Here is a 22719-nt window from a genome sequence, read left to right as displayed (position 1 = left end):
GAACGTCGCGCTTACCAGATTTGATACCAGGGCTTCTCGGCGCCCGCGCGGCGCTTGCCGGTCACATACGGGCTGTCGGGGAACGTGGCGGCGAGCACGCGCTTGGTGTCGTCGGCGAGTTGCGGCTGGTCGAGCTTCTGATACGACAGCATCATGATGTGCAGCGCGTCTTCGGTTGCCGGCGCGTTCTTGTATTCGCGGATGGCGAGCTGCGCGCGGTTGATGGCCGCCACGTATGCGCCGCGACGATAATAGTAATCTGCGGCGTGCACTTCGTGCGACGCCAGCGCGTTCACGATATAGCGCATGCGCTGCGCGGCGTCCGGCGCGTACTTGCTGTTCGGATAGCGGTCGACGACGATCTTGAACGCGTCATACGATTCGCGCAGCGACTTCGGGTCGCGCTCGCTCATGTCCTGGCCGGAGAAGCGGCCGAAGAGACCGAGGTCGTCGTTGAAGTGGATCATCCCCTTCAGGTAGTACGCGTATGAGATTTCCGGATGATCGGGATGCAGCTTGATGAAGCGGTCGATGGCCTGGTCGGCGGCCGCCGTTTCGCTGTCCTTCCAGTTGCAGTACGCGACGTTGATCTGCGCCTGCTGCGCGAAATGGCCGAACGGGTCGCGGCCTTCGAGCGCTTCGAAGTACTTCGCGCACTTGCCGTAGTCGCTGCCGGACAGCGCGTCCTGAGCCTCCGTATATAATTTGTTGTTATTCCAGGCTGCCGTTTCGTCGGTCTTCTCGGGCAGGCCGTGGCAACCCGCGACAATGGCAACGCCAGCGGCCAGCGCCAGATACTTGATCGAATTCTGCATCGACTGTTTGGTGGTGTAGAGGGCTCGCATCAGTGCTTGCATTTCCTAGCTATTTCCCGGCTTTCTGTCTAAATGACCCGCTCAAGTACTCGTCGTACCAAAGATCGCAACGAAGATTATAGCCGAAGCGCTTCGCCCGACGACGCACGTCCGGACGATTCAGCCGACGCTGACAGCCGCGCCGCGCCGCCCGTCGAGGGCACGGCGAGCCCCGTGCCGACGATGCTCGCCGAGCGCCGCGCCGATGCCGAAACGCCGCGCATCGCGCGCGTGCCCGACGAATTCGCGGGCGAGCGGCTCGACAAGGTCCTCGCGAGAATATTCCCCGAATTCTCGCGCAGCCGCCTGCAGGGCTGGATCGAGGCCGAGCGCGTGCAGATCGACGGCGCGCCGGCCAAGGTGCGCCAGCCGGTGCCGCTCGGCGCGACGATCACGCTCGTGCCCGACCTGCTCCCCGAGCAGCTCGCGTTCACGCCGGAACCGGTGCCGCTTGACATCGTCTACGAGGACGATGCGCTCGTCGTCATCAACAAGCCGGCGGGCATGGTCGTGCATCCGGCGGCGGGGAACTGGAGCGGCACGCTGCTCAACGGCCTTCTGTACCGCTACGGCGAGGCCGCCGCCGGCCTGCCGCGCGCGGGCATCGTGCACCGGCTCGACAAGGAGACCTCGGGGCTCATGGTCGTCGCGCGCACGCTCGAGGCGCAGACACTCCTCACGCGCCAGTTGCAGGCGCGCACGGTGAAGCGGCGCTACGTCGCGCTCGTGTGGGGCAACATGCGCGACGAAGGCACCATCGACGCGCCGATCGGCCGCGATCCGCGCGACCGCACTCGCATGGCGGTGGTGGAAAGCGCGTCGGGCAAGCCCGCGCGCACGCATTTCCGGACCATCGACCGCGCGCTCTGGCACGGCCAGCCGGTCTCGGCGGTCCATTGCGATCTCGAAACCGGCCGCACCCATCAGATTCGCGTGCACTGCTCGCATGCCGGGCATCCGCTCCTGGGCGACCCCGTCTATGGGCGCGCGCGCGGCAAGCGCTCGGTCACGCCGCTGCCGAACGGCTTCGAGCGTCAGGCGCTGCATGCCTGGCGGCTCGGGCTGGTTCATCCGGTGTCGGGCAAGGATGTGCACTGGCGCGCGGACGTCCCCGAGGACATCGCGATCCTGGCCGCCGAACTGGGCCTCGGCGGCGACGCAGAAACCGATCTCGACGACGATGACGACGATTTCCCCGAGGGGGTCGAGATGGATGAAGCGTACGAGGACGAAGACTACGCAGGCGATGACGAGGACGACGAAGAATGAACGAACCGCGTGCATTGCTTGCCGATGATTGCCTGTGGCCCGGCTGGCACGCGTCGGGCGTGTCCACGCGCGTGCGGGCGCTCGCCACGACGCGCAACGGCGGCGTCAGTGCGGCGCCGTTCGGCGGCGCGCGCGCGGGCGGGGGCGGTCTGAATCTCGGGCTGCACACCGGCGATTCGCCCGACGCCGTGCGTGAAAACCGCCGCCGGCTGCTCGCGCTCACCGGGACGCCGGCCGCCGCGTGGCTGGAACAGATTCACGGCGCCGACATCGCGGAGGCGGGCGCGGTGATCGACCGCTGCGCGAATGCCCTGGCGACCGGCGCGGACCCCGTGCGCGCCGATGCGAGCGTGACGGATCGGGCGAACACCGTGTGCGTCGTGATGGTCGCCGATTGCCTGCCGGTCTTGTTCTGCGATGAAGCGGGCCGCGCGGTCGGCGCGGCGCATGCGGGATGGCGCGGACTGGCCGCGGGTATCGTCGAGAAGACGGCGGCGCGCGTCGCGTCGCTCGCGGGCGCCGATACGTCGGCGCTGCATGCGTACCTCGGACCGGCGATCGGTCCCTCGGCATTCGAAGTCGGCGAGGATGTGCTGGACGCGTTCGTCTCGGCGGCTGCCCCGAGCCAGCGCGACGCTACCGCCGCCGCGTTCAACCCGATGCAGTCGAAGGGCAAGTACCTCGCCGATATCTACGCGCTCGCGCGTTTGCGCCTCGCGAGCGCGGGTATCGACGGGACGCGCGTACACGGCGGCACCCACTGCACGGTGACGGAGCGCGAGCGCTTCTATTCGTATCGGCGGGATCGCACGACCGGTCGCATGGCGGCGATGATCTGGCTCGCCGACTGAACAGCGCGTAACGAAGCGTGCAACGCAAAAGGCCGTCGCCGGCACCTCGCGACGGCTTTTGTCATGCGCCCACGTCCGCCGTGCCGATCGTTTTTTGCTGTGCTGCAATATGTCGGACATTTGCCCGTGTGTCGCGCACCGACTCGCCCGCGCCCTCATATAAGGGCAACTCCCGATCATGGAACGCAACGATCGCATGGGGGAAAACGATAATTAAAAAATTATCGCACTGCGGCAAAATCGGGGCAAAGCATTGACATGCCTGACGCCCGGGAGCAAGAATGTTCCGGTAACACTCCGAAATCAGGCACGGCGTGGCAAGGTCCGCTTCCATCGCGCACTCGGCGCACCACTTGCGCGCTGGTCACGGCGAGCCCGGCAGCGCCTGCATCAGCAATCCAGTCTTTCGAGACTCACAGGTCAAAAGCGGGTATGGCTGCCTCTAAAACATCCTCTACATCTTCCCGCTCAGATGCCACCGATGCGACGTCGGAGGCCGCTCGTCCCGCCGACATGGCGGGCATGCAGCAAGTGTTCGAGCAGTGGCTGAACGCTTGGCGTTCCGTCGCCGATCCGGCGCAGTGGACGCAGTTCACTCAGCAGATGAATGGCGGGAACGGCAACGCTGCCGGCAGTGGCGCCGCCGCGAATCCGTTTGCCGCGTTCGCGGTAGCGCAGGGCGCCACGCCGTTCGCGATGCCGCTGCCGGACTTCGCGAAGCTCGGCACGATGCCGGATTTCTCGAAGCTCGCGGGCCAGATGCCCGGATTCGCGGGCGGTTTTGCGCAGATGCCCGGCATGCCGTCGATGCCGCATATCCCGCCGTTTCCCAATGCGGCGGCGATCGCGCCGGAGCGCCTCCAGCAGTTGCAGGGTGACTATTCGCGTGATGTCGTCGAGCTGCTCAAGCAGGCGAGCGCGCAAAGCATCGATCCGGCCGCGCTGAAGGATCGCCGGTTCAGCACGACGGCATGGCAGTCGACGCCGGCCTACGCGTTCACCGCCGCGTGGTATCTGCTCAACGCGCGCTATCTGCAGGAACTCGCCAACGCCGTCGACACCGATCCGAAGACCCGCGAACGCATCCGCTTCACCGTGGAGCAGTGGACCGCCGCGGCCTCGCCGAGCAACTTCCTCGCGTTCAATCCGGAAGCGCAGAAGACGCTCATCGAGAGCAAAGGCGAAAGCCTCTGGCAGGGCATGATGAACCTGCTCAACGACCTGCAGCGCGGCAAGATTTCGCAGTCGGACGAGTCACGCTTCGTGGTGGGCAAGAACATCGGAGTGACCAAAGGCGCTGTCGTCTTCGAAAACGATCTCGTGCAGCTGATCCACTACAAGCCGCACACGTCGCAGGTGTTCGAGCGGCCGCTTCTGATCGTGCCGCCGTGCATCAACAAGTTCTACATCCTCGACCTGCAGCCGGAAAGCTCGCTCGTCGGCCACGCGCTCGACGCGGGACATCAGGTGTTCATCCTGTCGTGGCGCAACGCCGACCAGTCGGTCGCGCACAAGAACTGGGACGATTACGTACAAGAGGGCGTGCTCGAACCGATCGGGATCGTCAGGCAGATCACCGGCCGCGAGCAGATCAACACGCTCGGCTTTTGCATCGGCGGCACGATCCTTTCGACCGCGCTCGCGGTCGCGGCGGCGCGCGGCGAACATCCGGCCGCCTCGATGACGCTCCTCACCGCGATGCTCGATTTCTCCGACACGGGCGTGCTCGACGTCTTCGTCGACGAGGCGCACGTGCAGATGCGCGAGCAGACGATCGGCGGCAAGAACGGCGCGCCCGCGGGTCTCATGCGCGGCGTCGAGTTCGCGAACACGTTCTCGTATCTGCGTCCGAACGACCTGGTGTGGAACTACGTCGTCGATAATTATCTGAAGGGACGCACGCCGCAGGCGTTCGACCTGCTGTTCTGGAACAGCGATTCGACCAACCTGCCCGGTCCGATGTGCGTCTGGTATCTGCGCAACACGTATCTGGAAAACAAGCTGCGCGAGCCCAACGCGCTCACGACCTGCGGCGAGCCGGTCGACCTGTCGCGCATCGACGTGCCGACCTTCATCTACGGTTCGCGCGACGACCATATCGTGCCGTGGGCGTCGGCGTATGCGTCGGCGCCGCTCCTCAGCGGGCCGCAGACGTTCGTGCTCGGCGCGTCGGGACATATCGCGGGCGTGATCAATCCGCCGTCGAAGAACAAGCGCAGTTTCTGGATGATCGACTCCGACGACAAGCGCCTGCCCGCCGACGCCGACGACTGGCTCGCCGCCGCCACGGAACATCCGGGCAGCTGGTGGCCCGCGTGGACGAACTGGCTCGACGGCTACGCCGGCAAGAAGATGAAGGCACCGGCGTCGCTCGGATCGAAAGAATATCCCGTCATCGAACCCGCGCCCGGGCGCTATGTGCTGCAACGCGACCACTGAGCCGCCCGGCGCCTGAACGGTGCGTCGGACAGCAGGTTCCGCGCACCGAGCTTGAAGAGTCCGCTTTAACATTCGAAGCCAAAGGAAACTGTTATGACTGACGTAGTGATCGTTTCGGCCGCGCGCACAGCGGTCGGCAAATTCGGCGGGTCGCTCGCGAAGATCGCGGCACCCGATCTCGGCGCTGCCGTCATTCGCGCGGTGCTCGAACGCGCCAACCTGAAGCCCGAGCAGATCAGCGAAGTGATCATGGGCCAGGTGCTCACGGCCGGTTCGGGCCAGAACCCCGCGCGCCAGTCGCTCATCAAGGCGGGCCTGCCGAACTCGGTGCCCGGCATGACGATCAACAAGGTGTGCGGCTCGGGCCTGAAGGCCGTGATGCTCGCCGCCAACGCGATCATCGCGGGCGACGCGGAAATCGTGATCGCCGGCGGCCAGGAGAACATGAGCGCGGCGCCGCACGTGCTGCCGGGCTCGCGCGACGGCTTTCGCATGGGCGATGTGAAGCTGATCGACTCGATGATCGTCGACGGCCTGTGGGACGTCTTCAACCAGTACCACATGGGCACGACGGCCGAGAACGTCGCGAAGGAATACGGCATCACGCGCGAGGAGCAGGACAAGTTCGCGGCGCTGTCGCAGAACAAGGCGGAAGCCGCGCAGAAGGCGGGCCGCTTCGACGATGAAATCGTGCCGATCGAGATTCCGCAACGCAAGGGCGAGCCGCTCAGGTTCGCCACCGACGAGTTCGTGCGCCACGGCGTGACGCCCGAAGCGCTCGCAGGCCTGAAGCCGGCATTCTCGAAGGAAGGCACGGTGACGGCCGCCAACGCGTCGGGCCTGAACGACGGCGGCGCGGCCGTGATCGTGATGTCGGCGAAAAAGGCCGAAGCGCTCGGTCTCACGCCGCTTGCGCGCATCAAGGCCTACGCGAACGCGGGCGTCGATCCGAAGGTGATGGGCATGGGCCCGGTGCCGGCGTCCAAGCGCTGCCTGGAACGCGCGGGCTGGTCTCCGAGCGACCTCGACCTGATGGAAATCAACGAGGCGTTCGCGGCGCAGGCGCTCGCGGTCCACAAGCAGATGGGCTGGGATACGTCGAAGGTCAACGTGAACGGCGGCGCGATCGCGATCGGACACCCGATCGGCGCGTCCGGTTGCCGCATTCTCGTCACGCTCCTGCACGAAATGCAGAAGCGCGACGCGAAGAAGGGTTTGGCGTCGCTGTGCATCGGCGGCGGCATGGGCGTGGCGCTGGCACTCGAGCGTCCGTAAGAAGGACTTGGAGACAGACAGTCAGGGCAAGCGGGAAGCGGCCGAAAGACAGTGGCCGCTTCGCGCATAACAAAACGGAGTGAGGAATGACGAAGCGCATAGCGTATGTGACGGGCGGCATGGGCGGCATTGGCACGAGCATCAGCCAGCGTCTGCATAAGGACGGCTATACGGTCGTCGTGGGCTGCGGCCCGAACTCGCCACGCCGGGTGAAATGGATCGAGGAGCAGAAGGCGAACGGCTTCGACTTCATCGCGTCGGAAGGCAACGTCGGCGACTGGGAATCGACCAAGAACGCGTTCGACAAGGTGAAAGCCGAAGTCGGCGAGATCGATATTCTCGTGAACAACGCCGGCATCACGCGCGACGTCGTGTTCCGCAAGATGACGCACGAGGACTGGACGGCCGTCATCGACACCAACCTGACGAGCCTTTTCAACGTGACGAAGCAAGTGGTCGACGGCATGGTCGAGCGCGGCTTCGGGCGGATCATCAACATTTCGTCGGTGAACGGCCAGAAGGGCCAGTTCGGTCAAACGAACTACTCGACGGCCAAGGCCGGCATTCACGGCTTCACGATGGCGCTGGCGCAGGAAGTGGCGACCAAGGGCGTGACGGTCAACACGGTGTCGCCGGGCTACATCGGCACGGACATGGTGAAGGCGATCCGTCCGGAAGTGCTGGAGAAGATCGTCGCGACGATTCCGGTGCGACGTCTTGGCCGGCCGGATGAAATCGGCTCGATCGTGTCGTGGCTGGCATCGGAAGAGTCGGGCTTCTCGACTGGCGCGGACTTCTCGCTGAACGGCGGTCTGCACATGGGCTGACGGGCGGCGGCAGCGTGCGGCCTGGAACCGGGCGCTGCCGCCACTTGCCGGAAAACGAACGGCGGCAACGCACTTTGCAATCACGCAAGACACGTTTGCTGCCATCGCAGTAAGGTTTTGCGTTTAAAGGCGTTAAATGACCACTACTACTACAAAGAAACCCGCCGAACGACTCATCAAAAAGTATCCAAACCGTCGGCTGTATGATACGGAAACGAGCACCTACATCACGCTTTCCGACGTGAAGCAGCTCGTGCTGGATCAGGAAGACTTCAAGGTCATGGACGCCAAGTCCAACGATGACCTGACCCGAAGCATCCTGCTGCAGATCATTCTGGAAGAGGAGAGCGGCGGGCTGCCGATGTTCTCTTCGGTGATGCTGTCGCAGATCATTCGCTTCTATGGGCACGCGATGCAGGGCATGATGGGCACGTACCTGGAAAAGAACATTCAGGCGTTCATCGACATCCAGCAGAAGCTCACCGACCAGAGCAAGGGCCTCTATGACGGCAACGCGCTCAATCCGGAGGTGTGGTCGCAGTTCATGAACATGCAGGCGCCGATGATGCAGGGCATGATGACGAGCTACATCGAGCAGTCGAAGAACATGTTCGTGCAGATGCAGGAGCAGATGCAGTCGCAGGCGAAGTCGATGTTCAACACGTTCCCGTTCCCCACGCCGACGCCGCCGTCGACGGAGAAGAAGTAAGCGAATTTCGCGGGTAGCGTGACCCGTGCGCACGCGCGCGGCGGTGGGACGCGCCCGTCGCCGGCGGCCGGGGTCGCGGCCGGGGTCGCGGCCGGTCACGCCCGGGTTCCGGTGCCGCAGGCGGTTCGGCCCAGCACGGTACAATACGGGCTTTGCAGCGCGGTGCGCCGGGGCGGATCATCGTCCGGCGGCGCAACCTGCGGCAGTGCCCGACAGCGCGTCCTGACAGGCGTTTTCCGGCACCGCGCGCCACCGCGCTCGTTAGCTCCGTACCTCGATCGGCTTCGCGCCCGCCGGTTCCACGCCGAACCAGGTACCCACACCGCCGGACCATCTATGTCGCACATTTCCTCCCCGACCGCCCCCAAAGTCGGCTTCGTTTCGCTCGGCTGCCCGAAAGCGCTCGTCGATTCCGAGCAGATCATCACGCAACTGCGCGCCGAGGGCTACGAGATCTCGGGTACCTATGACGGCGCCGATCTCGTCGTCGTCAACACCTGCGGTTTCATCGACGAAGCCGTGCAGGAAAGCCTCGACGCCATCGGCGAGGCGCTCAGCGAAAACGGCAAGGTGATCGTGACGGGCTGCCTCGGCGCGAAGAAGAGCGCGAGCGGCACGGGTCTCATCGAGGAAGTGCATCCGAAGGTGCTGGCCGTCACCGGTCCGCACGCGACCAACGAAGTGATGAACGCGGTACACGCGCATTTGCCGAAGCCGCACGATCCGTTCACCGATCTCGTGCCCGCCGCCGGCATCAAGCTCACGCCGCGCCACTACGCGTACCTGAAGATCTCCGAAGGCTGCAATCATCGCTGCACGTTCTGCATCATTCCGTCGATGCGCGGCGATCTCGTTTCGCGCCCGGTCGCCGACGTGATGCTCGAAGCGGAGAACCTCTTTAAGTCGGGCGTGAAGGAACTGCTCGTGATTTCGCAGGATACGAGCGCATACGGCGTCGACGTCAAGTACCGCACGGGCTTCTGGAACGGCAAGCCGATCAAGACGCGCATGACGGACCTCGTCGGCGCGTTAGGCGAACTCGCCGCGCAATACGGCGCGTGGGTGCGTCTGCACTACGTGTACCCGTATCCGAGCGTCGACGAAGTCATCCCGATGATGGCCGAAGGTCCGCTGAAAGGCCACGTTCTGCCGTATCTCGATGTGCCGTTCCAGCACGCGCATCCGGAAGTGCTCAAGCGCATGAAGCGTCCGGCCAACGCCGAGAAGGTGCTCGAACGCGTGCAGGCGTGGCGCAAAATCTGTCCGGACCTGACGATCCGCAGCACGTTCATCGCGGGCTTTCCGGGCGAAACCGAAGAGCAGTTCCAGACGCTGCTCGACTTCATCCGCGCAGCCGATCTGGATCGCGTGGGCTGCTTCGCGTATTCGCCGGTCGAGGGCGCGAGCGCGAACGAACTTGACGGCGCGCTGCCCGACGAAGTCCGCGAGGAACGCCGCGCGCGCTTCATGGAACTGGCCGAGGAACTGTCGGCGGCGCGCATGAAGCGCAAGGTCGGCAAGACGCTCAAGGTGCTCGTCGACGAAGTGAATAGCGACGGCGGCATCGGCCGCACGGCGGCGGACGCGCCCGAGATCGACGGCGTCGTCTATATCGCACCCGCGACGAAGGCGTCGAAGCGCTACAAGGCCGGCGACTTCGTCTCGGTGAAGATCACCGGCGCCGACGGCCACGATCTCTGGGGCGAGGTGTGACCATGACGCAGACGCCGCAAGTCCTCGCGCTCGGCGAGGCCATGATCGAATTCAACCAGTCGAAGGCGGGCGAACCGACTTACCTGCAAGGCTTCGGCGGCGACGTGTCGAACTTCCTGATCGCGGCGTCGCGGCAGGGTGCCTCGACAGGCTTCGTGTCGGCGGTCGGCAACGATCAGTTCGGGCAATTGCTGCTCGAGCTGTGGCGCGCGGAACGCGTCGATACCTCGACGGTGCGCGTCGACGCGAACGCGCCGACCGGCGTCTACTTCGTGTCGCACGGCGCGAGCGGGCATCGCTTCGATTATCTGCGCGCGGGGTCGGCCGCGAGCCGCTATGCGCCTTCCGATCTTCCGCTCGATACGATCGCGGCCGCGAAGGTCGTGCATCTGTCGGGCATCAGTCTCGCGATCGGCGTCTCGGCGTGCGATGCCGCGTTCGCCGCCATCGAGCACGCGCGCAATCACGGCGTGAAAGTGAGTTTCGATACCAACCTGCGCTTGAAGCTCTGGCCGCTCGCGCGGGCGCGCGCGGTGATGCTCGAAGCGATCCGCGCAACCGACATCTGCCTGCCGAGCTGGGACGACGTCACCGATCTCACCGGCCTGACGGACAAGGATGCCATCGTCGATTTCCTGCTGTCGCTCGGGCCGAAGGTCGTTGCGCTGAAGCTCGGCAAGGAAGGCTCGTATATCGCCACGCCGGATGAGCGGCGCGTGGTGCCGGGCCGCGTTGTGCAGGCCGTCGATGCAACCGGCGCGGGCGACTGCTTCGGCGGCGCGTTCATCGCGCGCATCGTGGCGGGCGACGATGCCTTCGCGGCCGCGCGTTACGCGAACGTCGCAGCGGCGCTGTCGACGCAAGGCTTCGGCGCGGTCGCGCCCATTCCCAACCAGGCGACGGTCGAGCAAGCGCTCGCGCAATGCTAAGATCGTTAGCAGACACAACTATCCAAAATGGAGACGAACATGCAACGTGAAGTCGTAGTGGTGAGCGGAGTACGCACGGCAATCGGCGATTTCGGCGGCGCGCTGAAGGACTTCAGCCCGACCGAGCTCGGCGCGCGCGTCGTGCGCGAGGCGCTGTCGCGCGCGAACGTGTCGGGCGAGGATGTCGGTCACGTGGTGTTCGGCAACGTCGTGCATACCGAGCCGAAGGACATGTATCTCGCGCGGGTCGCGGCGTTGAACGGCGGCGTCGCGCAACACGCGCCCGCGCTGACGGTGAACCGTCTGTGCGGCTCGGGTTTGCAGGCGATCATCTCCGCATCGCAGTCGATCCTGCTCGGCGACGCCGACATCGCGATCGGCGGCGGTGCCGAAAGCATGAGCCGCGCGCCCTACATCATGCCGGCGGCGCGCTTCGGCCAGCGCATGGGCGACGCCCGCATGGTCGACATGATGCTCGGCGCGCTGAACGATCCGTTCGACAAGATCCACATGGGCGTGACGGCCGAGAACGTGGCGGGCAAGTACGGCATCACGCGCGCGGACCAGGACTCGCTCGCGCTCGAATCCCACCGGCGCGCGGCGAAGGCGATCGAAGCCGGTTACTTCAAGGATCAGATCCTGCCGATCACGCTGGCATCGAAGAAGGGCGATACCGTCTTCGATCAGGACGAACATGTGCGCATGAACGCGACCACCGACGACTTCTCGAAGCTCAAGCCCGTCTTCGCGAAGGAAAACGGCACGGTGACGGCGGGCAACGCGTCCGGCATCAACGATGCGGCGGCGGCCGTCGTGCTGATGGAGCGTAGCGTCGCGGAGAAGCGAGGTCTTGCGCCGCTCGCGCGCCTCGTCGCGTACGCGCACGCGGGCGTCGATCCGAAGTACATGGGCATCGGCCCGGTGCCCGCGTCGCAAAAGGCGCTGGAACGCGCGGGCCTCACGGTCGCCGACCTCGACGTGATCGAAGCGAACGAGGCCTTTGCCGCGCAGGCGTGCGCCGTCACGAACGAACTGAAGCTCGATCCGTCGAAGGTCAATCCGAACGGCTCGGGCATCTCGCTCGGCCATCCGATCGGCGCGACGGGCGCGCTCATCACCGTGAAGGCGCTCTATGAACTGCAGCGCATCGGCGGACGCTATGCGCTCGTGACGATGTGCATCGGCGGCGGGCAGGGCATCGCGGCGATTTTCGAGCGCGTTTGATCCAGGCCGCGACGCGATCGACATTCGAAGGAACCAGAGGATGATGCAAAGGAATACGGCGGTAATCGGCTTGCTGACAATGACGGTGCTGCTCGCCGCGTGCAATTCGCCGATGCCGCCGGATCGGCCGGCCGCGGCCACGGCCGCCGAAAAAAGCGACGACGTGATCGGTGCCAACAACGCCATCGCGACGCTCGCGCTGCCGCCCGCAAAGCCGCTCGCGCCGAATCCCGAATACGCGCGCTTTCCGCGCTATGTCGGCACGGTCGGCGGCAAAGAGATCGAGATGCGGCTCGGCGCGAAGACCGACGAGGCGTCGGGCGTTCACGGCGAGTACCGCTTCGCGGGCAGTCCGTCGGTGATTCTGGTCGCGGGCGATCGCGACGGCGACACGCTCGAAATCGAGGAATCGAACGACGGCACGCACATCACCGGCAACTGGGTCGGCAAGTTCGCATCGGACGGCAGCGTGTCCGGCGAGCGCATGAACGCCGACGATTCCAACTCGCAGCCCTTCGAATTGCGTCCCGCGGTGGCGGGAGTGACCGTCCCGGCGAATCGCGATGCCCGGCCCGCCGCGCCTTCGCTGGAACCGGCGCCGCCCGCCGCGCCCGCTGCACCGACTGCGCCGCGCAATGCCGTCGGCGGGACGAGCAACGTGATCATCGGCGAGTAGCGCGCCTCCGCGCCGCGCCGACCGAAACCCGCACGCCATCGAACCACTTCGATGGCGTTTCTTTTCCGAACAAACACATCAAGCAAGCACGCCATGACCGATTCCAGCCCCAAGGACAAAGGACGCTCGGAGCAGACCCGCATCGTCCATCCGGAAGACCGCCTGACGCCCGGCTTCGAAGCGTTTCCCGTGCCCGTCACGCGCGCGTCGACGATCGTGTTCCCGAATCTCGCCGCGATGCGCAAGCTCGTCTGGAGCGACGATTCGCAATGGCGCTACGGGCTGCACGGCACGCCCACGTCGATCACGCTCGCGCAGCGGCTCGCGGCGATCGAAGGCGGTGAATACGCGCTGCTGCATCCGTCGGGGCTGTCGGCGATCTCGAACGTGTACTTCGGCTTCGTGAAGTCGGGCGATCACGTGCTCGTGCCCGACAACGCCTACTCGCCGAACCGCGAGCACGCCGACTGGCTCGCGGCGGATTACGGCGTGGACGTGACCTACTACGATCCGATGATCGGCGCGGGTATCGCCGACCTCATCCGGCCGAACACGAAGCTGATCTGGGTCGAGGCGCCGGGCTCCGTGACGATGGAAGTGCAGGACGTGCCGGCCATCGCGGCGGTCGCGCGCTCGCGCGGCGTCGTCACGGCGCTCGACAACACGTATTCGGCGGGGCTCGCGTTCAAGCCGTTCGAACACGGCGTCGATATATCGGTGCAGGCGCTCTCGAAATACCAGTCGGGCGGCAGCGACATCCTGATGGGCGCGACGATCGCCGTCGACCGCGAGCATCACATGAAGTTGAAGCGCGCGCGCATGCGGCTCGGCATCGGTGTCTCGTCGGACGACTGTTCGCTCGTGCTGAGGAGCCTCCCTTCGATGACGCTCCGCTACGCGGCCCACGACCGCACCGCGTTTGCGCTCGCCACGTGGCTGAAGACGCGTCCGGAAGTGTCGGCGGTGCTGCATCCGGCCCTCGCGGATTGCCCCGGACACGACATCTTCGCGCGCGATTTCAAGGGCGGGGCGGGCGGCCTCTTCTCGTTCGTGTTCGACAAGCGCTATAGCGCCGCGCAGGTCGATGCGTTCGTCGAGGCGCTCGAATTGTTCGATATCGGCTGGAGCTGGGGCGGCTCGCACAGCCTGGCGATGCCGTACAACGTCGGCGCGATGCGCACCGCCGCGAAGTGGCCGCACGAAGGCGTGCTGGTGCGCTTTTTCGTCGGGCTGGAGGACGAAGCCGACTTGCGCCGCGACATCGAACAGGCGTTGACGAAGGCATTCGCGTAACGCACGTTCACGCCGGGCCAATGGCAAAAGGCCGCTTTGCGTCGCAAAGCGGCCTTTTTGACCCTCGACGTTCGCTCAGAACAACCGCAGCAACCCGTCCAGCCCCACGAAGTTGAATGCGACGTTCGCCGCTTCGCGCACCACCGGCTTCGCGCGAAATGCCACCGACAGTCCCGCTTGCGCCATCATCTTGAGATCGTTGGAGCCGTCGCCCATCGCGATGGTGCGCGCCGGATCGATGCCGATCTGCGCGCAGGTTTCAGAGAGCGTGCGCGCCTTCACGTCCGCGTTGACGATTTCGCCGGTCACGTTGCCCGTCAGCTTGCCGTCGACGATTTCGAGCGTGTTCGCGCGCGTGAAATCGAGGCCGAGCCGCGCCTTCAGCTTCTCCGTGAAAAACGTGAAGCCGCCCGAGACGAGCAGCGTCTTCAGTCCGGCGGCGCGCGCGCCCGCCAGCATCCGTTCCGCGCCCGGCGACAGCTGCAGACGCTCTTCGTAGACCCGTTCCAGCGCGCTCGCGTCGAGCCCCTTCAACAGCGCGACGCGGCGCGTCAGGCTCTCGTTGAAATCCTTGATCTCGCCGCGCATCGACGCTTCCGTGATCGCCGCGACTTCCGCCTTCAGTCCGCAAAAGTCGGCGATCTCGTCGATGCATTCAATCGTGATCAGCGTCGAGTCCATGTCCATCGCGACGAGGCCGTAGTCCGCGAGGCGCGCGTGCGGTGCGACGAACGCGTAGTCGAGCCGATGCGCGCCGCAATAGGCGTCGACGTCGGGACGTTGCAGCGGATCGGCGCCGATGAAGCGCACGAGCGTGTCGTCGGCGCGCGCGGTTGCCGACGAGCGGGCGAGGGCGCCGAGCGGCCGGAGGTGCGAATCGGCGATCGGGGAAGGGCTTTGGACGACGAGGTTCATGGGCGAGAAGCGGGAAGGCGAAAGCATCCATTGTAATGGTGCCGACCGATGGCGCTTCCGTGCGGGGCGCGGCTATGATGCGCCAAAGGCAAAAAGTTCAACCAAGCGACCCGAGCAAGCGTCAGCGCGCTGACTCCGGTCGATCAAGGAGATGCGATGAACCCCGCGGACCTCGCACGCGATTTCGACCTGCGCCGTCTCGACGCGTCGTTCTATGCGAACCCGTACCCCGTCTACGACGCGCTGCGCACGCACGAGCCCGTGCGGCGCATGCCCGACGGGTCGCTGTTCCTCACGCGCTATCGCGACGTTCAGTCGGTGTATCGCGACGCGAAGTCGTTCAGCTCCGACAAGACCGTCGAGTTCGGCCCGAAGTACGGCGTCTCGACGCCGCTCTACGCGCATCACACGACGAGCCTCGTCTTTAACGACGCGCCGCGCCACACGCGCGTGCGCCGGCTGATCGCGGGCGCGCTGACGGCGCGGGCGATCGCCGCGATGGAACCGGGGCTCGTGCGGCTCGTCGACGGCCTGCTCGATCGCGGCGAGACGCGCGGTCAGTTCGATCTGATCGACGATTTCGCCTCGGCGATTCCGGTCGAGGTGATCGGCAATTTGCTCGACGTGCCGCACGACGAGCGCAGACCGCTGCGCGAATGGTCGCTCGCGATTCTCGGCGCGCTGGAGCCCGCGCTCACGGCGGAGCAGGAGGCGCGGGGCAATCGCGCGGTGAGCGAGTTCATCGACTATCTGCATGTGCTGGTGGCGCGTCGGCGCGCGTGTCCCGGCGATCCGCAGCACGACGTGCTGACGCGCCTCATTCAAGGCGAAGCGGACGGCGAGCGGCTCGACGAAGCGGAACTGCTGCACAACTGCATCTTCATTCTGAACGCCGGACACGAGACGACGACTAACCTGATCGGCAACGGCCTCGTCCTTTTCGCCGCGTGGCCGGGCGAGCGCGAGCGGCTGCTACAGGAACCGACGCTGATCGAAAGCGCGATCGAGGAATGTCTGCGTTTCGAGAGTTCGAACCAGCTGGGCAACCGGATCGCCGTCGCGGATGCAACGATCGGCGATGTTCCGGTGCCGCGCGGCACACCCGTGACGCTGTGCGTCGGCGCGGCCAATCGCGACCCGGAACAGTTCGCGGCGCCCGGGCGCTTCGACATCGCGCGCGAACCCAATCGGCATCTCGCATTCGGCTTCGGCATTCACCAGTGCGCGGGCTTGTCGCTCGCGCGGCTGGAGGCGCGCATCGCGATCGGCCGGTTCGTCACGCGGTTTCCGCGCTATCGCATGAACGGCGAGCCCGAGCGCGCGCCTCGGGCGCGCTTTCGCGGGTTCGTCAGCGCGGCGGTCGCGCTGGAATAGGCTTAGCATCGGGTCCTCGCTTTGCAAAACCATCGCATGTTCATTGAAGGAGCACCATGAAAGCCATCGGCCTGACCCATTACCTTCCGATCTCGAATCCGGAAGCGCTGATCGACATCGAACTCGACAAACCCGTGCCGACCGGCCGCGATCTGCTCGTCAGAATCGAAGCGATCGCGGTCAACCCGGTCGACACCAAGGTTCGCGCGCCGAAGGACAAGGTCGAAGAGACGCCGCGCGTGCTCGGCTGGGACGCGGCGGGCGTCGTTGAGGCGGTCGGCCCGGAGGTGTCGCTCTTCAAGCCCGGCGACGCCGTGTACTACGCGGGCAGCATCACGCGGCAGGGCGCGAACAGCGAGTTTCATCTGGTCGACGAGCGGATCGTCGGTGCGAAGCCGAAGTCGCTCGATTTCACGCACGCGGCGGCGCTCCCGCTCACGACCATCACCGCGTGGGAAGCGCTCTTCGAGCGCCTCAAGGTGTCGCCCGAAGGCGCGGACGAGGGCAAGTCGGTGCTGATCGTCGGCGGCGCGGGCGGCGTCGGGTCGATCGGCATCCAGCTCGCGAAGAAGGTCGCGAAGCTGACGGTGATCGCGACCGCATCGCGGCCCGAGTCGGCGAAATGGGCGACGGAGCTGGGCGCGGATCACATCGTCAACCATTTCGACGACATCCCGAAGCAACTCCAGGGGGCAGGCTTCGCCGAGGTCGACTACGTGCTGATCTTCAACGACACCGACAAGCATTTCCCGGCCGCGGCGCAAGTCATCAAGCCGCAGGGCGGAATCTGCTCGATCGTCGAGAACAGCGGGCCGCTCGACATCGGTCTTCTGAAGGCGAAAAGCGCCGCGTTTCATTGGGAGTTCATGTTCACGCGTTCGATGTTCGGCACGCCGGACATGATCGAGCAGCACAAGCTGCTCTCGGAGGTGGCGCGACTGATCGACGCAGGCACGCTCACGACGACGCTCGGCCGCGACCTCGGACGGATCGACGCGGCGAACCTGCGCGAGGCGCACCGGCTGCTGGAAGAAGGGCGCGCGATCGGCAAGCTGGTTTTGACGGGCTTCTGAACAGCGCGAAGCGACGTGACGACGCCAGCGGCGCGCGCGGGTTTTCCCTAAGCCCGCCGGACGTGCGCCGCGCTAGACTGGATCGGCTCGCGTGACATCCGGCGAGGCGCGTACCGCGCCTGGCTCGTTTCGCGTCGACGTCCCACCCGGAGGTGCCGGCATGAACCGTCGTCTGAACGTCTGTCGCTTTCGAACCGGCATCGCGGCGCTCGCACTCGGTGCGGCGCTCGGCGTGTGCGCGCCGGCCGCCAACGCGACCCCTGGCATCAAGGTCCAGGACGGTGCGTCCAATGACGGACCGATCAAGTACACGGTCAAGATGGCGTCGAAAACCTACGGCAACCAGCAGGAGACGCGCACCATTCGCTCGGGCCAGACTGACGATTTCACCTGGCAGAGCGCGGCGCCCGGCGGAGCGAAGGCGGTCCCCGACGACTGTCCCGGCGCCTCGGGCCTCGCGCGCAATGCCGAAGGCGCGGCGGTCAGGCAGGTGCAGATCCGCTTTGCATCGGTGGTCGGCGACAACGGTTCGGCCAACGTTCAGCTGAGCTTCCAGGCGCGCGCGCCGAGCGGCACGAACAAGGTGATGGTGAGCGGCAAGGCGCTGCAATGTCCGGTCGAGCAGCGCCTGAGCCAGATCGTGCGATTCTCGATGCCGACGACCGGCGGCTCGAAGACCGTCACGTTGACCGATGGCACTCAGCTCACGGTGAGCGCAGCACGCAAATAGCGGTTCGATCGACGATGCGGACGGCATCGTCTCTCGGCAAATACGCAACTAACGGTCGAGCCATCCTGACCACGCGACCCGGCGCGCCGGGCGGCTTCCGCACATTTTCAAAACCCGCCTTCAGGACTGCGCCTTCACATCCCGCGCCGACGTACGATCCGGTGAATAAATGCCTCGTCGCGGCAATCCTTACAGGCCGGCTTCGCATAACGGCGCGCTCGTCATCGCACGATGATGACTAACGCCGACCCTGTCCGGCCGCGCTCGGCGCGAAGCCCACGCGGCCCGGCGTCTGGCATGTTTCCTGCGGGCACCGAGGAGCGCCGCCATTCAGGGCGACGCGAGGCCGCAAGCTTCTCAACCCCAACGCGCACCGAGTCAGGTTCGAGCGAGGAATCGCGATGCCGCACATGATCTGGAAAGGCGCGATCAGCTTCGGGCTGGTCCACGTGCCCGTGCAACTCTATCCAGCGACGCAGTCGGAGAAAGTCGGCTTCAATCTGCTCGACAAGCGTTCGATGGACCCCATCGGCTACAAGCAGATCAACAAGAACACCGGCAAGGAAGTCACGCGCGACAACATCGTGCGCGGCTTCGAGTACGAAAAGGGCAAGTACGTCGTGATGAGCGACGCCGAGATCCGCTCGGCCAATCCCGAATCGACGCAGACGGTCGATATCCTCGCCTTCATCGACGCGCCCGACATCTCGTTCCTCTCGCTCGACACGCCGTATTACCTCGCGCCCGATGGCAAGGGCGAGAAGGTGTATGCGCTCTTGCGCGATGCGCTCAAGGACAGCGGCAAGATCGGCATCGCAAGCGTCGTGCTGCACAACAAGCAGCATCTGGCGGCGCTGATTCCGGTCGGTCCCGCGCTTGCGCTCGAAACGCTGCGCTGGGCCGACGAAGTGCGCGACTTCAGTCAGTTCAAGTTCCCCGACGAGGACACCAAGAAGGCCGGCGTCACGCCGAAGGAACTGGAGATGGCGAAGCGCCTGATTGAAGACATGAGCGATAGCTGGGACCCCGCGAAATATCACGACACGTTCCGCGACGACATCATGGCGCTCGTCGACAAGAAGGTGCGCGAAGGCAAGACGGCCGAAATCGCGGAAGTGCACGAGTCGGGCGAGCGCCCATCGTCGGCGGAGATTCTGGACCTGTCCGAACTCCTCAAGCGCAGCCTGAAGAAGGGCAAGCCTGCGAAGCGCGGCGCCGCCGATGAAGGCGAAGACGAAGGCAACGACGAAAGCGGCGAAGAAGCGCCCGCGCGTCCTGCCCGCAAGACGACGCGTCGCAAGCGCGCCTGAACGTCGCGCGCGTGCGCCGCCATCGCGACGACATACGATCACCGAAGAACGACAGCACACGACTGCGATGCCCGGAAAACTCGACACTTACCAGCGCAAGCGCCGCTTCGACGACACGCCCGAGCCGTCGGGCCGCGCGGCCAAGGCGGCAGCAAAAAAGGCGGCCACGAAGAAGGCACCCGCGCAGTCGAAAGCGTTGTCGTTCGTGATCCAGGAACACGACGCGCGGCGCCTTCATTACGACTTCCGTCTCGAACTCGACGGCACGCTCAAGTCGTGGGCCGTGCCGAAAGGACCGAGCCTCGATCCCTCGGTGAAGCGGCTTGCGGTGCACGTCGAGGATCATCCGCTCGACTACGGCTCCTTCGAAGGCGAGATTCCCGAAGGCAACTACGGCGCCGGCAGCGTGATCGTATGGGATCGCGGCACGTGGGAGCCGCAGTCGGGCACGATCCGCGAAGCGCTCGAATCGTACGAGAAGGGCAAGCTCAAGTTCAGGCTCGACGGCGAAAAGCTGCATGGCGGCTGGACGCTCGTGCGCAGCCACATGCGCGGCAACGGCGACAAGGAACAGTGGCTCCTCATCAAGGAACGCGACGACGATGCGCGCGCCGAAGCCGACTACGACATCCTCCTGAAGAAGCCCGGCAGCGTGCTTACCGACTCGCTCGGCGCGCGCAACAAGAAGGGCGAAATCATTGCGCGCACCGAACGCAAGGCGCCCGTCAAAAAGACCGCGGCGAAAGCGTCGAAGAAGCCGGCGAAGGACGACCGTCCCGACATCGTGGCGAATCGCAATGCCGAGTCGCTGCGCACGCTTGCGCACGAGCCGTCGGTCGAAGGCGCGGCCAAAGCGAAGCTGCCCGCGACGCTCAAGCCGCAACTCGCCACGCTCGTCGATGCCGCGCCGGATGGCGACGACTGGTCCTACGAGATCAAGTTCGACGGCTATCGCGTGCTCGCGCGCATCGACTGGTCGGCGTCGTCGTCGGGTGGCGTGCAGATCTGGACTCGCAACGGCAACGACTGGACCGCGAAATTCAGCCGGCAGGTGAAGGCCCTCGATAAGCTGGAGATCGACAGCGGCTGGCTCGACGGCGAAGCCGTCGTGCTCGACGATCGCGGTCTGCCGGACTTCCAGGCGCTGCAGAATGCATTCGATGCGGGCCGTCCGCAGGACATCGTCGTCTACTGGTTCGACGTGCCGTTCCTGAACGGCTACGACCTGCGCCAGGTGCCGCTCGTGCAGCGGCGCGCGATCCTCAAGGCGCTGATCGAACCCGTCGACGATCCCGTGCTGCGCTTCTCCGACGACTTCGCGTTCAAGCCCGACGACCTGCTGAAAAGCGCATGCGACATGGCGCTCGAAGGCATCATCGGCAAGCGCATCGACAGCACGTATATGTCGGGCCGCAGCAGCGCGTGGATCAAGCTCAAGTGCCGGCGCCGCCAGGAATTCGTGATCGGCGGGTACTCCGAGCCGTCGGGCAGCCGCGGGCACTTCGGCGCGCTCCTGCTCGGCGTCTACGATGCGAGCGGCAAGCTGCAGTATGCGGGGCGCGTCGGCAGTGGCTTCGACCAGTCGATGCTGCGCGAGATCAAGCAGGAACTCGACAAGCGCGAAACCGGCAAGATGCCCTTTGCGCGCGAGCCCGTGGAAAGGAGCCGCACGCGCGTGCATTGGGTCAAACCCGAGCTGGTCGCGGAGTGCAATTTCGCTGAATGGACCAAGGAGCGCATCGTGAGGCAAGCATCGTTCGTCAGCCTGCGCAGCGACAAGCCGGCGCGGCAGATCGTCAGGGAAGAGCCGAAGCCGGCCGGGCAGGTCGAAGAGCAGGCAGCCGAAGAGACGGCGAAGCCGGCGAGAAAGGCCGCGGTCAAGAAAACCGCCGCGAAGAAGACAGCGTCGTCGAAGGACGCGAGTTCCGTCGCGGGCGTGAAGATCAGCCACCCCGAACGCGTGATCGACAAGTCGGCGGGCATCCGCAAGATCGACGTCGTGAACTACTACGAGTCGGTCGCGGACGCGATGCTGCCGCATCTGCAGGATCGCCCGGTGTCGCTCGTGCGCGCGCCCGAGGATATCGCCGGTGAACTGTTCTTCCAGAAGCACAGCGCGCGGCTCGCGATCCCGCACATCACGCAGCACGAGGGCATCGACCCGGGACACCCGCCGCTGTTGACGATCGAATCGGCCGGGGCGCTCGTCGGCACCGCGCAGATGGGCACGGTCGAACTGCACACGTGGAACGCGCTCGCATCGTCGATCGAAAAGCCCGACCGCATGGTGTTCGATCTCGATCCGGGCGAGGGCGTCGGCTGGGAGCGCATGATCGAGGCCGCACGGCTGACGAAGGAACTGCTCGGCGAACTCGGGCTCGAGGCGTTCTGCAAGACGAGCGGCGGCAAGGGCCTGCACGTGGTCGTGCCGATCGCGAAGCAGGCGGGCTGGGACGAGGTCAAAGGCTTCTCGCAGGCGGTCGCACAGCACATGGCGAGCACGCTGCCGAAGCTCTTCTCCGCGAAGATGGGCATGCAGAACAGGAAGGGCAAGATCTTCATCGACTATCTGCGCAACAACCGCGGCTCCAGCACGGTCGCGGCGTTCTCGCTGCGCGCGCGGCCGGGCATGGGCGCATCGGTGACCATCGACTGGAACGAACTCGACGAGGTAAAAAGCGGCGACCAGTGGAACATCGGCAACGTGCGTGAGCGGCTCGATTCGCTTCGCGCCGATCCTTGGGCGGGCTACGGCAAGAAGCGCCAGCGCCTGACCGTCGCGATGAAAAAGCGTCTCGGCATAGAAGGCAAGTGAGACGTCAACCCGAACGGACAGGAGGCTCGAATGAAGCAATCGACGAATGAACCCGAAGGCGTGACCGATCATGGCCGCGAACTGGAAGGCCGCGATGCGGCTCAGCAGAAGCGCGATGACGCGAGCGACGCGCCGCTGCCGCACGAAGCCGATCAGAGCGTGGAATCGCAGCATGAAGAAGGCACGCGCGAAGTCGGCGAGCAGGCGCATCGCGATGTCGAGCGAGGGCTCGTCGACACCGACCGGCGCGGCGGCGGCGAGTACCAGAAGCAGACTCAGCGCGGCGAGCACGCAAACGTGAACAGCCCGGACAAGGGCGCGAAGGGGGCCTGAGCGCGTGGCAAAGGCTGGCATCGTTGCGTAGAATGATTCGCAACACGCGGCCACGCGCGCTTCATCTATAAGGCGCAGCACAGGCTGGCATTTATACCGATCGGGCAGCA

At 65.5% G+C, this 22719-nt stretch carries 20 protein-coding genes; 17 read left to right on the top strand and 3 right to left on the bottom strand.

Annotated features, from left to right (window positions below):
- Window positions 1-11: 11 nt before the first annotated feature.
- On the bottom strand, window positions 12-845 hold the full coding sequence (locus tag AWB66_RS11515; protein ID WP_200818973.1) for an outer membrane protein assembly factor BamD: 834 nt from the start codon (window positions 843-845) through the stop codon (window positions 12-14).
- Between the two features lie 42 nt (window positions 846-887).
- Here AWB66_RS11515 and AWB66_RS11510 point away from each other — a divergent pair, with 42 nt between their 5' ends.
- Window positions 888-2123, top strand: a complete 1236-nt coding sequence (locus tag AWB66_RS11510; protein ID WP_087630424.1) for an RluA family pseudouridine synthase — start codon at window positions 888-890, stop codon at window positions 2121-2123.
- Complete coding sequence (pgeF, locus tag AWB66_RS11505) at window positions 2120-2974, top strand: peptidoglycan editing factor PgeF (protein ID WP_087630423.1); 855 nt, start codon at window positions 2120-2122, stop codon at window positions 2972-2974. Before AWB66_RS11510 ends, pgeF begins: the two co-directional genes overlap by 4 nt.
- A 61-nt stretch (window positions 2975-3035) precedes the next feature.
- On the opposite strand, the gene AWB66_RS32925 is transcribed toward pgeF, so the two are convergent.
- Window positions 3036-3308, bottom strand: a complete 273-nt coding sequence (locus AWB66_RS32925) for a hypothetical protein (protein ID WP_125469712.1) — start codon at window positions 3306-3308, stop codon at window positions 3036-3038.
- Between the two features lie 98 nt (window positions 3309-3406).
- Here AWB66_RS32925 and phaC point away from each other — a divergent pair, with 98 nt between their 5' ends.
- The 9 genes from phaC (at window position 3407) to AWB66_RS11460 (ending at window position 14059) form a co-directional block, all read left to right on the top strand.
- Complete coding sequence (gene phaC / locus AWB66_RS11500) at window positions 3407-5413, top strand: class I poly(R)-hydroxyalkanoic acid synthase (protein WP_200818971.1); 2007 nt, start codon at window positions 3407-3409, stop codon at window positions 5411-5413.
- A gap of 93 nt (window positions 5414-5506) precedes the next feature.
- Window positions 5507-6688 (top strand): acetyl-CoA C-acetyltransferase, encoded by a 1182-nt coding sequence (locus AWB66_RS11495; RefSeq protein ID WP_087630422.1) that lies wholly within the window; start codon window positions 5507-5509, stop codon window positions 6686-6688.
- Window positions 6689-6774: 86 nt separating this feature from the next.
- Entirely contained in the window at window positions 6775-7515 is a 741-nt protein-coding gene (locus AWB66_RS11490) for a 3-ketoacyl-ACP reductase (protein WP_087630421.1), read from the top strand.
- Window positions 7516-7651: 136 nt separating this feature from the next.
- Window positions 7652-8224 (top strand): polyhydroxyalkanoate synthesis repressor PhaR, encoded by a 573-nt coding sequence (gene phaR, locus AWB66_RS11485; protein WP_062638806.1) that lies wholly within the window; start codon window positions 7652-7654, stop codon window positions 8222-8224.
- A gap of 336 nt (window positions 8225-8560) precedes the next feature.
- Window positions 8561-9937 (top strand): 30S ribosomal protein S12 methylthiotransferase RimO, encoded by a 1377-nt coding sequence (gene rimO / locus AWB66_RS11480; RefSeq protein WP_087630420.1) that lies wholly within the window; start codon window positions 8561-8563, stop codon window positions 9935-9937.
- Between the two features lie 2 nt (window positions 9938-9939).
- Entirely contained in the window at window positions 9940-10866 is a 927-nt protein-coding gene (locus tag AWB66_RS11475; protein WP_200818970.1) for a sugar kinase, read from the top strand.
- 39 nt (window positions 10867-10905) lie between these two features.
- Window positions 10906-12090, top strand: a complete 1185-nt coding sequence (gene bktB, locus AWB66_RS11470) for a beta-ketothiolase BktB (RefSeq protein WP_087630418.1) — start codon at window positions 10906-10908, stop codon at window positions 12088-12090.
- Window positions 12091-12130: 40 nt separating this feature from the next.
- Entirely contained in the window at window positions 12131-12766 is a 636-nt protein-coding gene (locus AWB66_RS11465; RefSeq protein WP_235021088.1) for a hypothetical protein, read from the top strand.
- 93 nt (window positions 12767-12859) lie between these two features.
- Window positions 12860-14059, top strand: a complete 1200-nt coding sequence (locus tag AWB66_RS11460; protein ID WP_087630493.1) for a cystathionine beta-lyase — start codon at window positions 12860-12862, stop codon at window positions 14057-14059.
- Between the two features lie 75 nt (window positions 14060-14134).
- On the opposite strand, the gene serB is transcribed toward AWB66_RS11460, so the two are convergent.
- Window positions 14135-14974, bottom strand: coding sequence for a phosphoserine phosphatase SerB (serB, locus tag AWB66_RS11455; protein ID WP_087630417.1), 840 nt, complete (start codon window positions 14972-14974; stop codon window positions 14135-14137).
- A 156-nt stretch (window positions 14975-15130) separates the two neighbouring features.
- Here serB and AWB66_RS11450 point away from each other — a divergent pair, with 156 nt between their 5' ends.
- From AWB66_RS11450 to AWB66_RS11425, 6 genes are all read left to right on the top strand, one after another.
- Window positions 15131-16348 carry a cytochrome P450 gene (locus AWB66_RS11450; protein WP_087630416.1) on the top strand — a complete coding sequence of 406 codons (1218 nt, stop codon included), beginning with the start codon at window positions 15131-15133 and terminating at the stop codon, window positions 16346-16348.
- Between the two features lie 56 nt (window positions 16349-16404).
- Window positions 16405-17421 (top strand): zinc-binding alcohol dehydrogenase family protein, encoded by a 1017-nt coding sequence (locus AWB66_RS11445; RefSeq protein ID WP_087630415.1) that lies wholly within the window; start codon window positions 16405-16407, stop codon window positions 17419-17421.
- A 160-nt stretch (window positions 17422-17581) separates the two neighbouring features.
- Complete coding sequence (locus tag AWB66_RS11440; protein ID WP_087630414.1) at window positions 17582-18151, top strand: DUF6013 family protein; 570 nt, start codon at window positions 17582-17584, stop codon at window positions 18149-18151.
- A gap of 401 nt (window positions 18152-18552) precedes the next feature.
- Window positions 18553-19461 (top strand): non-homologous end joining protein Ku, encoded by a 909-nt coding sequence (ku, locus tag AWB66_RS11435; protein ID WP_087630413.1) that lies wholly within the window; start codon window positions 18553-18555, stop codon window positions 19459-19461.
- A gap of 67 nt (window positions 19462-19528) precedes the next feature.
- Window positions 19529-22276, top strand: a complete 2748-nt coding sequence (gene ligD, locus AWB66_RS11430) for a DNA ligase D (RefSeq protein WP_087630492.1) — start codon at window positions 19529-19531, stop codon at window positions 22274-22276.
- 30 nt (window positions 22277-22306) lie between these two features.
- Window positions 22307-22609 carry a hypothetical protein gene (locus AWB66_RS11425; RefSeq protein WP_087630412.1) on the top strand — a complete coding sequence of 101 codons (303 nt, stop codon included), beginning with the start codon at window positions 22307-22309 and terminating at the stop codon, window positions 22607-22609.
- Window positions 22610-22719 lie beyond the last annotated feature (110 nt).

The sequence above is a fragment of the Caballeronia telluris genome (assembly GCF_001544495.1).
GTDB classification, from domain to species: domain Bacteria; phylum Pseudomonadota; class Gammaproteobacteria; order Burkholderiales; family Burkholderiaceae; genus Caballeronia; species Caballeronia telluris.
The sequence above is the reverse complement of the archived record's forward strand: the minus strand, read 5'-3'. Positions and strand labels throughout refer to the sequence as shown.